Source organism: Pelagibacterium halotolerans B2 (assembly GCF_000230555.1).
In the GTDB taxonomy this organism is placed as follows: Bacteria; Pseudomonadota; Alphaproteobacteria; order Rhizobiales; family Devosiaceae; genus Pelagibacterium; species Pelagibacterium halotolerans.
Genome location: NC_016078.1, coordinates 1,877,688 through 1,893,136, shown reverse-complemented (window position 1 = coordinate 1,893,136; position 15,449 = coordinate 1,877,688). Strand labels below are relative to the sequence as shown.

The 15,449-nt window shown below is 63.0% G+C and carries 10 protein-coding genes; 9 read left to right on the top strand and 1 reads right to left on the bottom strand.

Going from position 1 to position 15,449, the window contains the following annotated elements; translation table 11 throughout:
* Positions 1–66 precede the first annotated feature (66 nt).
* The 8 genes from KKY_RS09265 (at position 67) to KKY_RS09230 (ending at position 9,301) form a co-directional block, all read left to right on the top strand.
* A complete protein-coding gene (locus KKY_RS09265) occupies positions 67–2,790 on the top strand; it encodes an EAL domain-containing protein (protein ID WP_041528674.1) in 2,724 nt (907 codons plus the stop codon).
* An 87-nt stretch (positions 2,791–2,877) separates the two neighbouring features.
* Positions 2,878–3,975 carry a glycoside hydrolase family 3 protein gene (locus KKY_RS09260; RefSeq protein ID WP_014131069.1) on the top strand — a complete coding sequence of 366 codons (1,098 nt, stop codon included), beginning with the start codon at positions 2,878–2,880 and terminating at the stop codon, positions 3,973–3,975.
* Positions 3,972–4,505 carry a DUF1697 domain-containing protein gene (locus KKY_RS09255; protein ID WP_014131068.1) on the top strand — a complete coding sequence of 178 codons (534 nt, stop codon included), beginning with the start codon at positions 3,972–3,974 and terminating at the stop codon, positions 4,503–4,505. Before KKY_RS09260 ends, KKY_RS09255 begins: the two co-directional genes overlap by 4 nt.
* Before the next feature lie 70 nt (positions 4,506–4,575).
* The gene (locus tag KKY_RS09250; protein ID WP_014131067.1) at positions 4,576–5,172 is read left to right on the top strand and encodes a LysE family translocator; all 597 of its coding nucleotides are present in this window, start codon (positions 4,576–4,578) and stop codon (positions 5,170–5,172) included.
* Positions 5,173–5,302: 130 nt separating this feature from the next.
* Complete coding sequence (locus tag KKY_RS09245) at positions 5,303–6,103, top strand: UDP-2,3-diacylglucosamine diphosphatase (RefSeq protein WP_014131066.1); 801 nt, start codon at positions 5,303–5,305, stop codon at positions 6,101–6,103.
* Positions 6,104–6,197: 94 nt separating this feature from the next.
* Positions 6,198–7,418 (top strand): MFS transporter, encoded by a 1,221-nt coding sequence (locus KKY_RS09240; protein WP_014131065.1) that lies wholly within the window; start codon positions 6,198–6,200, stop codon positions 7,416–7,418.
* A 57-nt stretch (positions 7,419–7,475) separates the two neighbouring features.
* On the top strand, positions 7,476–8,279 hold the full coding sequence (locus KKY_RS09235; RefSeq protein WP_014131064.1) for a UDP-2,3-diacylglucosamine diphosphatase: 804 nt from the start codon (positions 7,476–7,478) through the stop codon (positions 8,277–8,279).
* Complete coding sequence (locus KKY_RS09230) at positions 8,276–9,301, top strand: glycosyltransferase family 4 protein (protein WP_014131063.1); 1,026 nt, start codon at positions 8,276–8,278, stop codon at positions 9,299–9,301. The genes KKY_RS09235 and KKY_RS09230 overlap by 4 nt, the downstream gene beginning before the upstream one ends.
* Before the next feature lie 58 nt (positions 9,302–9,359).
* Here the strand turns inward: KKY_RS09230 and KKY_RS09225 are convergent, their stop codons facing one another.
* Positions 9,360–14,660, bottom strand: a complete 5,301-nt coding sequence (locus tag KKY_RS09225) for an apolipoprotein A-IV repeat region-like domain-containing protein (protein WP_014131062.1) — start codon at positions 14,658–14,660, stop codon at positions 9,360–9,362.
* A gap of 320 nt (positions 14,661–14,980) precedes the next feature.
* On the opposite strand from KKY_RS09225, the gene KKY_RS09220 reads away from it, so the two are divergent.
* Positions 14,981–15,373 (top strand): Hpt domain-containing protein, encoded by a 393-nt coding sequence (locus KKY_RS09220; protein WP_014131061.1) that lies wholly within the window; start codon positions 14,981–14,983, stop codon positions 15,371–15,373.
* Positions 15,374–15,449 lie beyond the last annotated feature (76 nt).

The window sequence follows — 15,449 nt, the reverse complement described above, 5'->3', positions numbered from 1 at the left end:
ACGCCGCCAGGTGTGAGCAAAGCAGGGAGGCACCAAGAAACGGTGGCGCGGGCTCGACATCTTTTCGTGACGGCGATCGTTTGCGCAACCGTACTCGTGGCGGTGGCGATCGGGTGGTTTGCCGCGCTCGATTCCGGGCTTCGTGAGATGCGATTTTCGCTGACCTCCCGCCCGGCCAGCGGAGATATCGTCTTTGTCGAGATCGATGCGGCGGCCATGGCGCAAGCGGGCAACCAGTCCCGGGCCCGCAGCATTTATGCGCAGGCCATCGATACGCTGACCAAAGCCGGCGCCGTCACCGTGGTGCTCGACGCTGCTCTTCAGGGAACTCAGGGTTATTTCGACGATAACGCGCTTGTAGAGGCCCTGGAGCGGGCTGCGGGCAAGGTGCATACGGTCGCAACGCAGACCCGATCGTCTGAAGCCGAATTGGCTCTCAGCATGCCCATGAACAGGTTCGCTGCCCTGGCGCCTCCGGTCTATATCGACGCCACGGGCGGCGATCGACAGTCCGGCGTCTATCGCACGCGGACCGTCCATGACGGCTGGGTCATCGAATCCCTTGCCACGACGCTCTCGCCCGATCATTCCGTGTCACGCCCGTCATTCCTTATCGATTTCTCGATCGATCTGGCCACGATCCCGCGGGTCAGCTTGTCCGACGTGATCGGTGGAAGTTACGAGCCCGGCCTATTCGCAGGGCGGCAAGTGATCGTCGGCCAGGCCAGCTATTCGCAGCAATCGAGCCACTCGGTGCCGCGTTACGGGATGGTTTCGACTCCATCGCTGCAGTTGCTGGCGGCAGAAACCGTGCGGCAGGACCGGGCGCTGGCCGATATGGGGCGGTTGCCCGCAATGATTATCGTGTTCGGCATGGCGATTCTTTTCGCCTGCCTGCGGCCGCGCATGACGCTGGGGTCCGCGATCGCGGGCTCCCTAGCCTATGCGGGTATCCTCGAATTCACGGCGCTGGCCATGCAGGTTCATTCGGGCATGCTGCTCGATACGGCGGCCATCCATATAGCGCAGATCGGATTTCTGGCGACCGCGTTCTGGCATGAACTGGAGGCCCGTGGCCGGTCGCTGTCGCACGCAGCGCGGGAACGCGATTCCATGCGAGGCATTCTGGCTCGCGTGGTCGCAGACAATTTCGACGGGGTCGTCGTCGTCGACCACAACAAATCCATACGCGCCGCCAGCAGGCTGGCCGAGGATCTGATATCGCCGGGGCTGCGGGGTGAAAATATCGACCATGTCCTTCCACCTCCGTTCCGCGAGGCGCTGAACCTGGCGCTCGATGAGGGGGAGGCCATGGAAGCGACCTCCGAGGTCGTCATTGTCTGTAATGGCCAGAGCCGGACCGTGGAGTTCGTCGTGACGCTCTCGGATGTCGATGCCGGCGAGGTCAGCGCGGAATCGGCGGGGCGGGTGGCATGCCTGACCTTCCGCGATGTGACAGAACGCCGGCAGGTCGAGCATCGATTGACCTATCTCGCCCAGCACGATCCGCTTACCGGGGCGGCCTCGCGGGTAAAATTCGTCGAAACGGTGGCTGCTCTCCTGGCCACGCCTTCGGGCCGCGTGCGCGGCGCCAGCGTCTATCTCGTGGGACTCTCGCGCCTCAAGACGGTCAATGACACGCTGGGTCACGCCTATGGCGACGCCCTGCTCAAGCAGGTGGTTGGGCGGCTCGAGCTCCTGGGGCCGATCAGCGTGGCCCGGCTGGAGGGCAATGCCTTTGCGGTGCTCCGGGAAGGATTGCTGGGCGAAGATGGCGGTGGCGGCTTTGCCGACATGCTGATTTCGGAAATCGTCCGCCCCTATACGCTCGACGAACACCGGGCGATTGTCGGCGCCCGTGTGGGCATGACGGATTCCGACCTTTCGGGCAGCGCCGCCGATGCGCTTGTGAGCCATGCAGGGGTGGCGCTTTCAATCGCATCCGATCAGACCGGCAATTTTGCCCTCGCCTTTTCAAAGGAAATGGATACGCGCATCAAGTCCAAGCAGGATATGGAAATCGCGCTGCGCGCCGCCCTGGCGCGCGAGGAATTTTCCGTCCATTACCAGCCGCAGGTCGATCTCGAGAGCGGGGCGATCATCGGGGTTGAAGCGCTGGCGCGCTGGACGCATCCCGAACTGGGATCTGTGTCTCCTGCGCAGTTTATTCCGGCCGCTGAAGAAACGGGGCTCATCATCGAACTGGGCCGCTGGATACTCCATGTCGCGGCAAGGGAAGTGGCGCGTTGGCCGCGGCCCCTGCGCCTCTCGGTCAATGTTTCTCCCCTCCAGTTCGAACACGGCAATATCGTTGACGATGTCCGCTCGGCGCTCCAGGAATCGGGATTGCCCGCCGAGCGGCTGCAGGTCGAGATTACCGAGAGCCTTCTGGTCACCGAAACCTCCCATGTCACCGAAAAGCTCAAGATCCTGCGCGCGGAAGGGGTGGGGGTTGCGCTTGACGATTTCGGCACCGGCTATTCCTCATTGAGCTATCTGGGACGGCTGCCCGTCGATACGATCAAGATCGACCAAAGCTTCGTGCGCGGGCTCCCCGGAGATGGCGAGGCTTCGGCGATCATTCGAGCGGTGCTCATGCTTTCGGATTCACTGGGAAAGCATGTCGTTGCCGAGGGTATCGAAAACCAGGATCAGGCCTGGCTGCTGCGGCTTGCCGGGTGCAAGACAGGCCAGGGTTATTTCTTTTCGCGCCCCGGACCGGCCCAGGACATACTCGCCAGACTGCTCGCTGACGAACACGACAGGTTGTCCACATTGCGCGTGGGCTGATTTGTGCCCCAAAGTTGCGAAAGGCTGCCCCGTCCGGCAAGGGAATCGGGCACATTTGCCATTCCCGCCGCAAACTGAAAGCAGGCCATGCGCATTTTTGCCTCCCTTTGTCTTGTCCTTGGCCTTGCCGTAAGCAGCTCCGCCGCGCCGGCACAAAGTCTCGAGGACATGGCAGGGCAGATGGTCATGGTGGGATTTTCCGGTGACACCGCCGATGCCGCCGGCGTGCGCGCGGTGCGTGAACAGATTGCGCGCGGCGAGATTGGCGGCGTTATGTATCTGCGCACAAATGTGGACAGCCTTGCGGCGGTGCGCGGCATCAATCGCCGCCTGATTGCCGCCCGGCCATGGTTGCCGCCCTTCATCGCGCTCGACCAGGAAGGGGGCGAAATCGAACGCCTGACGGCTGCGGTGGGCTTTGGGGAAATCCCATCGGCGCGTGCGGTTGCAAGCGATGCGCCGGATCGGGCGCGGGCCATCTATGCCGGCCTGGCCGACGAATTGGCGCGGCTGGGGTTCAACGCCAATTTCGGTCCGGTGGTCGATCTCGACCTCAATCCCGACAATCCGATCATCGCCCGCTACCAACGGGCCTTCGGCTCCGATCCCGACCAGGTCGTCGCCCTTGCATCGGCCTTTGTCGAGGCGCATCGCGACGCGGGGATCGCCACCGCGCTCAAGCATTTTCCGGGGCATGGTTCGAGCGCTGGGGATACACATGACGGGTTCGTGGACGTCACGGGGCTCTGGCAACCTGTGGAGCTCGAGCCCTATCGCGCGATGATCGATGGGGGGCTGGCCGATATGGTCATGGTGGCCCACCTGTTTAACGGTGACGTCCAGGGCGGAGATTCGCGCCAGTTGCCGGCCAGTCTTTCGCGGACCTGGATCGAAGGCGTCCTGCGCGACGAACTGGGCTTTACCGGCGTGGCGATCAGCGACGATCTGGAGATGGGAGCCATCCGCTCGCGTTTCGATCTTCACGATACGGTCGTCAGGGCCGTGGAGGCGGGCATGGACATTCTGCTGTTTTCCAATACCGCTGCCTACGATCCGGCGCTGGGCAGCGAAATCCACCGGGTTCTTGTCGAGGAAGGGCGGGCCGACCCGGCATTCGCCGCCCGGATCGCCCAGAGCTACGGGCGCATCATTGCGCTGAAGCGCAAGATCGGGATCATCCCGTGACACGGTTCGTGGGACTGCTGTATTCCATCTCTCTGCCGGACGGAAAGCGGGTTCTCAACGCGCCGCTTTGCGGCCTGCTCGAAGCTTTGGGACATAGCGAGGTCACGGCGCTGCTGGCCACCGGCAATGTCGTTTTTACGGCAAGTGAAACCGATCCGCGCGTTATTGAGAAGGCGTTCGAGCCTGCTTTTGCCGAAGCATTCGGCCGCCATATCGATTTTATCGTGCGCGAGGGCGAGCGCTGGGAAAGGCTGGTTGCCGTCAATCCCTTTGCCGAACAATCGGAAGCCGACGGCTCGCATGTCGCCGTTCGGGTAATGCGCGAGCCGGTGACAACCGAAGCGCAAAGGCTTTTCGAAGATCGTGCGAGCGAGACCGAGATCGTGCGGGTGATCGATGGCGATCCCTGGATCTATTTTGGCGATGGAGCTGCCGGATCGAAGCTGGCGGGTGTTCTGACATCGCGGCGGACGGGCATTGGCACGTCACGCAATTGGAACACGGTCAGAAAGATCGCCGACGCGCTGTGATGCGGATTGGCAAATCGGCAAGAGGGTGTTATTAGGTCAGTATTGCTGACGTTGTGGGGCGTCGTTGAACATGCTGAACACTTCTCTGGTGGCCGCGTTTTTCCTGGCATGTGCCACCGCGTCATTTTCTCCCGGCCCGAATAATCTGATGGTCATGAGCTCGAGCGCCAAATTCGGGCTTGCGGCGACGGTGCCGCACGGTGTGGGGATCATGGTGGGGTTTCCCATCATGGTATTTGTCGTCGGTTTCGGGCTCGCAGGCGTGCTCGAAGCCTATCCGTGGATCAACACTGTCATGCGCTACGCCGCTGCGCTCTATTTCGTGTGGATGGCCTGGACGATGCTCGGCATCCGCATCGGGAATGTACAGGGCAGTGAACGTCCTATGCGTCTGCACGAGGCCGCGGGATTTCAGTGGGTCAATCCCAAGGCATGGGCCATGGCGCTAAGCTTTGTGGCGTTGTTCGTGCCGGCGGGTGAGGGACGCCTGGTCAATCTCTTGCTGGTCTGTCTCGGATGCGCGCTGGTCAGCGTTTTTTCGGTCGGGACATGGATGATCTTCGGGCGCGGGCTGATCGCCTTCCTGCGCACCACCGGAACCGAGAAATATCTCGGCATCATACTGGCCTGCCTGATGCTGGCATCGGTGGTGCTGTTTCTCATCTGACACAGACGCGAGACCGAAGACGCCCGGTGGGCCGAAACGGTTTTGCCATCGGCAAGGGCTCGGCTAAAGTGCTCCTGCCGCGCAGACCGGGAATCAGGATGCGCCCCAGGTAGGACAAGGTACTTTCTGCATGGAAGAAACGGGGACCGTCCGGCATGTAAGGGCGCTCTTTATCAGCGATGTCCATCTGGGGATGCAGGCGATCCAGGTCGAGGAACTGCTCAAGTTCCTGGCGGTTCATGATGCCGACACGATCTATATCGTTGGCGATCTGATCGACGGGTGGCGGCTGCAGAAGGAATGGAACTGGCCGCCCGAATATGATGCGCTGGCCAACGCGCTGTTCGCCAAGGCACGGGCAGGGGCGCGCATCGTCTATCTCGCCGGCAATCACGACGAGTTTCTGCGCGATTATCTGGGCACCTATTTCGGCGGCGTCGAGATCGTCGACCGCATGATCCACATCACCGCTGACGGCAAGCGCTACCTGGTGATCCATGGCGATCAGTTCGACGTGGTCGTGGCCAACGCCAAATGGCTCGCCCATATCGGGGACTGGGCCTATAATTTCGCCCTGACCATCAATGCGCCGATCAACTGGGTCCGGCGACGGATGGGGCTTAGATACTGGTCGCTATCGGCCTGGGCCAAGCAAAAGGTCAAGAGCGCGGTGTCGGTCATGGGGCGGTTCGAGGAAGCCCTCTCGCTCGAAGCGCGCAACTCCAAGGTCGAGGGTGTGATCTGCGGCCATATCCATCAGGCCGCCATGCACCACAAATTCGGCATTCACTACATCAATTCGGGCGACTGGGTGGAAAGCTGCACCGCCGTGGTTGAAGAGCATGACGGGGCGTTCGAGTTGATCCGCTGGAAGGATGTTTCCGCCCCGCCGCGCAGGCGCCGTGGGCTGGGCCGGTTACGGGCCAACTGAATTCTTACGAAATTGACGGTAGTTGCCGCTTGCAAGGGTGAGCCGCGCAGCGCATGGTCGCGTTCTTCGATCCTGCCTTGCGGACCCTTCTCCAATGCTGCCGAGACTGCCCGAGCGGCTGACCACGCCCGAAATGCGCACGGGCCTGTTCTATGCTGCCATGTATCTGCCGATCGGCGTCTCCACGCTGCTCTTGCCCGTGTGGCTGGACGGCAGGGGCATAAGCGAAGAACAAATCGGCATCATCAGTGCGACGCCCATCTTCATCATGATCGTGCTCAATCTGCTCGTCGGGCGTGTGGCCGACAAGGCGAGCGACTGGCGCGGGGTGATCGTCGCGGGCTCGTTGGTCAGTGCCGTGGTCTCGTTGGGGTTCGTTTTTGTCGATGCGTTCTGGGGCATTCTGCTCTTCAACACCCTGCTCGTTATCCCTGTAATGGCCATAGAGCCGGTGATCGATGCAGCGACCATAAGGATGACGCGTCGGCGCGGCACCGACTTTGCGCGGGTGAGAATCTGGGGCACATTCGGCTATATCGGGGCGACGGCGCTGGCCGGGTGGACGTTCGGCTGGCTGGGCATTGCGGTGTTCGTGCCGCTGCTGATCGCCACGGCCCTGTTGCGCGGACTTTCCGCGTTGCCGCTGCCATATTTTCGGTCGCAAAACGGGTCGGGGCAGGCGGGCGCACCGCTGGTGAATGCTCCGGGTGCAGCCCAGACCCTGCGGCAGGTGGCGCGGCCGTGGTTCGTCCTGACGCTCCTCGGGGCTGCCATATTACAGGCCAGCCATATGCTGCTCATCAGTTTTGGCGCGCTCTTGTGGCTCAGAGCAGGGGTGCCGGACGCGGCGGTGGGCATATTGTGGATCGTGGCGCCGGTCTGTGAGATCGTCACCATGCTGTTCTTTTCCCACTTCGCACGTCGGTTCTCGGCCCGGCATCTGCTCCTGGCGGCCTGTGTCAGTGGCGTTCTGCGCTGGGTCGGCATGGCCTATGCAACCGAAGTCTGGCAATTGGGCCTGCTGCAAGCTTTCCACATGATGACGTTCGGTCTGGCCTATATGGGCATCGTCACCTTTATCGCCAATTGGACCAGCGAGGAGATCGCGGCGCAGGCCCAGAGTTTTTATGTGGTCATGAAGCAGATCTGCTCGGTCATCGCGCTGCTGTTTTTCGGCATGTTGGTGGCCCATTTCGGATTGCAGAGCTTCTGGGCGGCGGGGCTGCTTTCGGCCATCGGTGCGGGGATGATCCTGATTTCACTCTCGATCTGGTCCACCAAGGCACAAAACGAATCGCGACCGCTGTCACAATAGAGTTGCGCAAATCAGGCATTCGGACAGTCGCGAGCCAACAGCCTTGCGGTACATCCGATGCATTCCGCACAAAAGCCACGTCAGTTGCGCGCTCTGTTTATCAGCGATACGCATCTGGGTATGCGCGGCGCCCAGGCGGGCGCATTGCTCGATTTTCTCCAATCGGTCGAGGCCGAATGCATCTATCTGGTCGGCGACTTTGTCGACGGGTGGAAGCTTAGAAAAAGCTGGCACTGGCCACCAGCCTGCAACCGCGTGATCCAGCATCTGCTCGATTGCACGCGCAAGGGCGCGCGCATCGTTTATGTGCCGGGCAATCACGATGAATTCCTGCGCGAGTTCGCAGCGCTTCGGTTTGGCGGCATCGACGTTCGAGAACGGGCCGTCCACACCGGGGCCGACGGACGACGCTATCTTGTGATTCATGGGGACCAGTTCGACGTTGTCGTGCGGCATGCCCGCTGGGTATCCTGGCTTGGCGATATCTCCTACAATCTGGCGCTGCGCGGTGCCATGCTGGTCAACAGGGTGCGGCAGCGGCTCGGCCGACCGCGCTGGTCGCTTTCGGCCTGGGCGCGGGCCAATGTGGGCCGGGCGGCCGCGCTTATCGAGCGGTTCGAAACGGCGCTGGTGCGGGAAGCGGACGAGCAGGGCTTCGATGGTGTGGTCTGCGGCCACATTCATGCTGCCGCAATCGCCGCCCATGGAAGCATCACCTATCTCAATTGCGGTGACTGGGTCGAAAATTGCACGGCCATCGCCGAGACACGGGAAGGGCGGTTCGAGTTGATCCGCTGGGCCGAGGTGACCGTGCCCGGTCGTCAGGCGGTCCTGCCTCCGATGCAGGAGGCCATCCCATGAAGCGGCTGCTCATCGTTTCGGATGCCTGGCACCCGCAGGTCAACGGTGTCGTCCGCTCGCTCGAGAATGTGGGCAACACATTGACGCGGCGCGGCTATGAGGTGAGATACCTGACGCCCGAGCCGTTCTGGACGCTGCCCCTGCCGACCTATCCCGATATCCGGGTGCCTCTGCCATCGCTCAGGGTGGTTCAGGACATGATCGCAGGCTTTGCGCCAGACCATATCCACATTGCCACCGAGGGCCCGCTGGGGCTGGCGGCGCGCACGCTTTGCGTGGCGCAGGGCCTTGTTTTTACCACCAGCTATCACACGCGCTTTCCCGAATATCTTGCGGCACGACTGCCGGTGCCGGTCGAGTGGAGTTATGGGTATCTGCGCTGGTTCCACGCCGCTGCATCGGCAACCATGGTGCCCACCTCCTCGGTACTCAAATATTTGCGGCGGCGGTTTTTTCGTCATCTGGCCGTCTGGTCGCGCGGAGTGGATCTATCGGCGTTCAGCCCGGGCCCCAAGGCGATGTTTGCGGGCCTGCCGGGGCCGCACCTTCTCTATGTCGGGCGGGTTGCGGTGGAAAAAAACATCGAAGCGTTTCTCGAGATTGACCATCCAGGCACCAAGATCGTGGTTGGCGAGGGCCCGGAGCGGGGAGCGCTCATGCAGCGCTTTCCCGATGTGGTTTTCACGGGGCAACTGACGGGAGTGGCGTTGCGGGATGCTTATCGCAGCGCCGATGTTTTCGTCTTCCCCTCGCGCACCGACACCTTCGGCAATGTCATGCTCGAATCCATGGCATGCGGCACGCCGGTCGCGGCTTACCCGGTCATGGGGCCGGTCGACGTGATCGGATCGGGAAAGGGTGGGGCGCTGGACGAGGATTTGGGCGCGGCCGTGAGGCGGGCGCTTTCTATCCCACGATCCGAGGCGATTGAAAGGTCGAAAGGCTTTACGTGGGACGCGGCGGCGGACCAGTTTGCACGGCGCCTGGCACCGATCCGCTCGCAAGCCATGGTGGCGGCATAAAGCGGAAACAAAAACGCACCCCGAGGGGTGCGTTTTTTCAATTCAAGGTCGGGCGGGCTTAGTTCAACCGGCCGCTTGCATGGGCGAGCATGGTATAGACCTTCCCCCGATTGCTCACGAGCTGGTTAAAGGTCTGCTGCATGCCGTTGGGGCCGCTGGCGGCCTCGCCGAGCAGTTGCTCGAACTCACTCATATAGGCGCTTGCGGTGCGCGAGAATTCGGGATCGCGCTGGAGTTTGCGGCGCACCTCGTCGAAGGTCGACTGGCCGGTAATCGTGTAGAGCCGGCGATTGAAAGCACCCGATTCTCCATCCTGGTAGCGGTTCCAGGCAGCAGCGAGGGCATCGTCGTCGATGGCGCGGGCGATGTCTTCGGTCAGGCTCGACAGGTTCAGCGGACGCTGGTTGCCGGCCTGGCTTGCCGAGGCGTTGCGCAGGACGTCGCGGAGCCATCCGCCTTCCTGAGATGCTGCGGGGGCGGCCTGTGTCGGCTGCTGCTGGGAGCTTCGCGACTGGGCCAGTGCTTCGTTAAGCCGTTCGGAGGGCGAACGTGGCGTTTCTGCCGGACGGGCCGGGGCTGCGACCGGCGCTTGCTGGCGCGCAGGTTCGGGCTGCCGATTTGGGGCAGGGCGCGCGGGCTGGGGCGCGGACTCGGCGCGACGGACCGGTTCGGCAGCGGCGAGCCGTGCCGAGGGTGCGCGCGGGGTCGAGCGGCCCGATACCTCATGGGTGCCCGGCTGAGCGCGCACGATGGCATTGAGTTCGGACAGGGCCTCGATCTGTTCGGCAACCACGCGGCGCATCGCGGCGGCACTGGCGCGGGTCTCCTCGGGCAGGTCGAGTACGGAGCGCTGCAGCTCGTTGCGGGTCGCTTCGAGTTCCTGGCCGAGCTGGGAGGCGGTCATGCGCATGGCGTCGGCGGTATCGCCAAAGCGGCGGGTGGCGTCGGCGTAAGCGCGCTCGATGTCGGCGAGCAGATCGGCCTGGGTCTGGCGCAGGGCGTCGCTGGCGCGCTGGCCCTCGCCCGAAGCCAGGTCGCCGATTGTCGAAATCTGGCCGGTGACGGCATCCGATGTCGAGGCAAGGGCCTCTTCCATGGCCTTGCGGGCGGCGATGAGGCGGCGCTCGGTCTGGTTGACGGTCTCGGCGATCGACTGGGCGAAGCTGCGCAGGCGACCATCGATTTCCTCGGTCCGGACCGCAAAGCCCTCGGCGAGCGATTCCATGGCCCCGCGGCGGTTTTCCAGCGTGTCCATCGTGCTGTTCGACACTTCGGCAAGGTTCGCCGCGGCATCGGTGAATCCGGCAGTTTCCGAATCCAGCTTGCCCGAAAGCTCACCGAACTGCGCAAGCATTGCAGACATGGTGTTCTGCAGGGCCTCCACGTGCTGGCTCATCATTGTGCCAGCCTGCTCAGTGCCCGCCATCGCGTCGCGAACGGCGGTGGTATAGGCCTGCGTCTGCTCGCCCACATTGCCCTGCAGGCGGGCCAGATTGCCTGTCGAGGCTTCCAGAACGCGCTGGAGCAGAAGATTGGCGTCGTTGAGCTTGCGCAACGAGTCGGTGATCTCGTGCTGAATGCGGTTGGACGATTCCGACATGATGTCTTCGGCGTCGCGGGCATTGGCTTCGAGCGCGGCGCGCAACAGGTTGGTCTGGCTGCCCAGCGCGTTGGTGAGCTGGTTCTGCTTGGTGTCGATAAGCTCTGCGAACTTATCGGTATGTTCCGATACGATCCTGTTGATTTCGGAGGCCTTGCGGCCAAGCTCGTCCGCCGTAGCGACGGCGCGCACTTCCACGAGATCCTCGATATGGACCGAGGCCACCTTGAGCTCTTCCATGGCCTTGCGGACCACAGCATCCATGCGCATCGCCGTCTGTTCGACGTCGGCCGAGATATTGGCGGTGACGTTGGCCAGCTTGTCGTTGAGCACCTCCTCGATGCGGCTGGCGCCGGATTCGAGGTCGGACATGGACTGGCCGATGGCGCTGTGGATCGAGCCCGTGAGGGTGGATTCGATCCGGTCGGCACCGCTTTCGAGGTCGCGCATGGAATCGGTGATCGTGCCGTGGATCGCCTCGTTGAGACCGGCCAGACGCTCGGCGGTGATTTCGGCGCGGGTAGTGATCGCTTCGGGCAGGGTGCCGAGGCGATCGTCCACCATCTCGGTGATGGCGCTGCGTGCTTCGGTGAGGCGCGATTCCACAAGGTCCGCCGCATCGCGCGCGCTCTGGCTGACCGAGGAGGCCGCCTCGCCGATCCTGGCGGTTACGCCCGATTCCGCGCCGCTGATCTTGTCGACGGCGGCGTCGATTTCGCGGCCGATATTGGAGTTGAGTTCGGCCACCTTGCTTTCGATGAGCTCGGACACCTGGCTCGAACGGGTTTCCATGGTCTCGGTTACATTGACCAGGCTGCCGTCGATCGTGGCGCGGATGCGCTCGCCCGAGGCATCGACGGCGGTGGTCAGTTCGCTGGTCCGGCCGGAAATGGATTCCGCCATGTGGCGGGACTTCTCGTCCAGCAATACTTCGAGACCGCGCGCCCGCTCGGCGATCGAGCGTTCCAGGCGTTCGGCGGATTCGTCGATCACCCCGCCCATATAGCGGGTGCGCTCTGTCAGGGTCTCGGAAAGCTGGCTCGATGTGATGTCGAGCATCGAATTCATGGCGTTGGCGCGCTCGGCCAGGGTGTCGTCGAGCTGGGTGGTGCGGGCCGACAGTGCGGTATCGAGCTGTGCCGTGCGCGCGTCGAGGGCGGAGGTGAGCTGCTCGCTGCGGGTGTCGAGGGCCGATGTGAACTGCTCGGTGCGCCCATCGAGGGCGGATGTAAAGGTCTCGGTGCGCCCGTCCAGCGCGGAAGCAAGCTGCTCGGCCCGGCTGTCGATGGCCGACGTCAGATTGCTCGTGCGGCTTTCAATGGCCGATGCGATTTCCTCGGCGCGGCCGTCAAGGGCGGCGCCGATCTGCTCGGCACGACCGTCAAAGGCCGATGTGAGCGCTTCGGTGCGGATGTCGAGGCTTGAATTGAGCGCGTCGGCGCGCGTGTCGAGCGCCGCAGACAGGGCATCGGTGCGCAGGTCGACAGCCGATGTGATGGCTTCCGCACGCGCGTCGAGAGCCTCGGTGAGGGCCGCGGTCTTGGCGTCGGCCATGGCGCCGAAGCTTTCACCGCCGGTTTCAAGAGCGCTCGCCAGGGCGCGGCCCTTGTCGTCGAGCAGGGTTTCGAGCCGGTTGGAGCGGTCGGCGATCTCGGAGGTGTGGGCGTCGAGCGAGGAAATGAGCTTTTCGCCCTTTTCGCCCACGATGGTATCGACCTGTCCGATGCGGCTGTCGAGGATGACCGAGATTTCATCGACGCGCGCATTGAGCTGGGCCAGCGTATCGGTACCCGCACGCGTCAGCGCGTCGCGCGTCCGCTCGGTCGATTCCTCGAGCGCGCCGTCGAGGCGCAGGCTCATGGATTCGATCTGGCTCTGGAGGGCGTTGGACTGGATCGAGAAGGTTTCGTCCAGGCGATTGGTGATCCGGCTGAGCGTTGCCTCGGCCTCTTCGGCGCGGCTGGCGATGCCATTGGAAACGGTTTCTCCCAGGGCAGCGAAGCTGGACCCGAGCGCTTCTGACCGCCGCGAGAAGTCCACGAGAATGGATTCGGTCGATCCCCTGAGGACGTCGCCGATGGTCGCCGATTTTTCCTCAATGGCCGCCGAAAACGAAATCGTGTGAGCATCGAGCGAATTAACCAACGTGTTGATGCGCGCATCGACCATTTCGGTGACCTCGCCAGCCCTCTGGTCGAGCGCTTCGGTCAAAGCATCGGTGCGGCGTCCGAAGGCGGATTCGATGCTGTCCACGCCCACGCCCAACGCGTCGGCGAGCGATTCGGCCCGGCCCTCGAACGCGGCCCGAACCTCGGCCACGCCGGTTCCCAGAGCTTCGGCCAGCGCTTCGGCACGCCCGGAAAAAGCGGCTTGAACATCCTCGACGCCGGTGCCCAGAACCCTGGCAATGGCCTCGGCGCGGCCCTCGAAGGCGGATTCGATGCGGCCAACGCCGGCGCCAAGGGCGTCTTCGAGAATCTGATTGCGGCTGTCCAGCGCGTTTGTGAGGTCGGCGGTCCTGGTGTCGAACAGGGTGTTGAGCGCGCCCGTCGTGTCGCTGAGGGCGGATTCCACCATGCTCGAATGCCCTTCGAGCGCGATCTGGACGCTCGAAGCGCTGGAGGTGAGCACGGTATCGAGCCGGTCGGTCGAGGTGTCGATGGCGGTGGCCAGCGCTTCTGCCTTGTCGGTCAACGTGCCGTCGAGGCGGCCGGCGCTGTCGTCGAGCGCCATGATGAGGTCGGCGGTGCGGCCCTCGATGGTTTCGGTGAAGCTCTGCGCGCGGCGCTCGAACGTGGTTTCTATCGTCGTTCCGGCCGTTTCGATCGATTCCGTCATGGCTGTGGCGCGATCGGAAATGGCCTGGGTGATCTCACCGCCGGTCGTCTTGAGGCGGTCGGTGATCGATGTGCCGATCTCGTTGAGATCGGTGGTCACATTGCCATGCACTGCGGCGATGGCCTCGCGCATGCGCTCGGAATTGGTGACGACGGCGTCGCGCTGGCTGGCCAGTTCCTCGATCAATTGACGCATGCGCGTCTCGTTGTCGGAATAGGTGCGTTCGAGGGCGGTCACTTCGTTGTGGACCATGACTTCGAGTTCGCCGGCCCGCGACAGGGCGCGTTCGAGGCCGTCGCCGATAGCGTTCACCTCGCGGCGGACGGCCTGGCCGACGGTGGCGATCTTGTGGGCGGCGGCGGATTCGGGCTCGGTCAGGCGCATGGCGGCCTGGGTCATCGAGGCGGCGGCGAGGCGCAGATCCTGGGCGCGGCGCACCAGAAAGGCAATGGAAATCATTGCCAGAATGGGCAGCGCGATGATCGCGGCGAGCGCTGCAAAATCAAGGCTCTGGACGAATTCGGCGACCGAGAGCCCTTCGGTGAAGCGCGGGCCGTAGCGGAGCGCTGCGATCAGGCCGACGCCGACCAGCCAGAGAAGGGAGGTGGTGATGGCGAACCAGATCGGTGCATTGGAAGCGCGCGACTGAAGGGCGTAAAGCGCGGATGCGGCGGTGGAGCGATCGTCATTGGCGACCGATGAAGCCTGGGCGGCGATCTTGTCGGCTGCGCGCAGGCGTTCGGTGTTGGTGGGCGTTTCGCGCCGCTGTTGGTGCTTGGGTTCACGGCTTGCCGGCTGGCTTTCTACCTTGCGGGCGGGCTTGTCATCCATCGAGAAGACCGAGTCCTTGAGTGCGTTTTCGACAGCTGAAAACGCAAGCGCTGCCGGATCGTCCTTGGGTGGGGTCGACTTTTTCGCCATACTCTTAATACTCTTTACTTCTGCGCCGCATCTTTAGAAAAGGGCTTTTGCGGCAATACCTTGGCGGGAGCTAACCGCTTCGGACGCATTGCCTGCCGGGACGAAAACACGCGGAAACACCCCCGCAAACGATCCCGATGGCCACTTCTCTATCCTGAGTTATACACGGTTTGGGGCCATTGCTGAAATCTTTATTAAAAGACCGTTAACGACTTTTTTCGTGTGCCCTCGGGAAGCGAAAATATAGCAGATATCAGTGATTAAGGGTCTTTTTATCCAATCAGGGTTAAGCTGGCGGTAGTGATTGTGACGGTTGTGTGATGGTGGTGGAGATGATGGAGCCGGGCAGGAAAGGGGGGCTCGATTCCCTGCGGGTGGACAGGACCAGCCGACCCATCGATCTCGTGCATCTGGCGCGCCAGACGCTTGGGGACAGGGCGCTGGAATGCGAAGTGTTGCGCATGTTCGAAAAGCAGGTCGCGATCTATTTCGAGCGGGTGAGCGCCGCGACCGATCCGCATGAAATAACCCTTGGACTTCATACGCTTAAGGGCGCAGCGCAAGGGGTCGGCGCCATGGCTCTGGCTTCGCAGGCGCGGGCGGCGGAGATTGAGTTCGCGCGCGATGGAAAGCTCGATGAGGAGACGCTGGCCGATCTGGGAATGGCGGTTTCCGAGGTGTGCGGCTACATCTGCTCGATCGTTTCGGACTGAATTTTCGCGCCAACAATGGCGCCAAAATCTATGGACTTGTGCGTTCGGTGACCCAACATTTGCGTTTGTTGGCGCG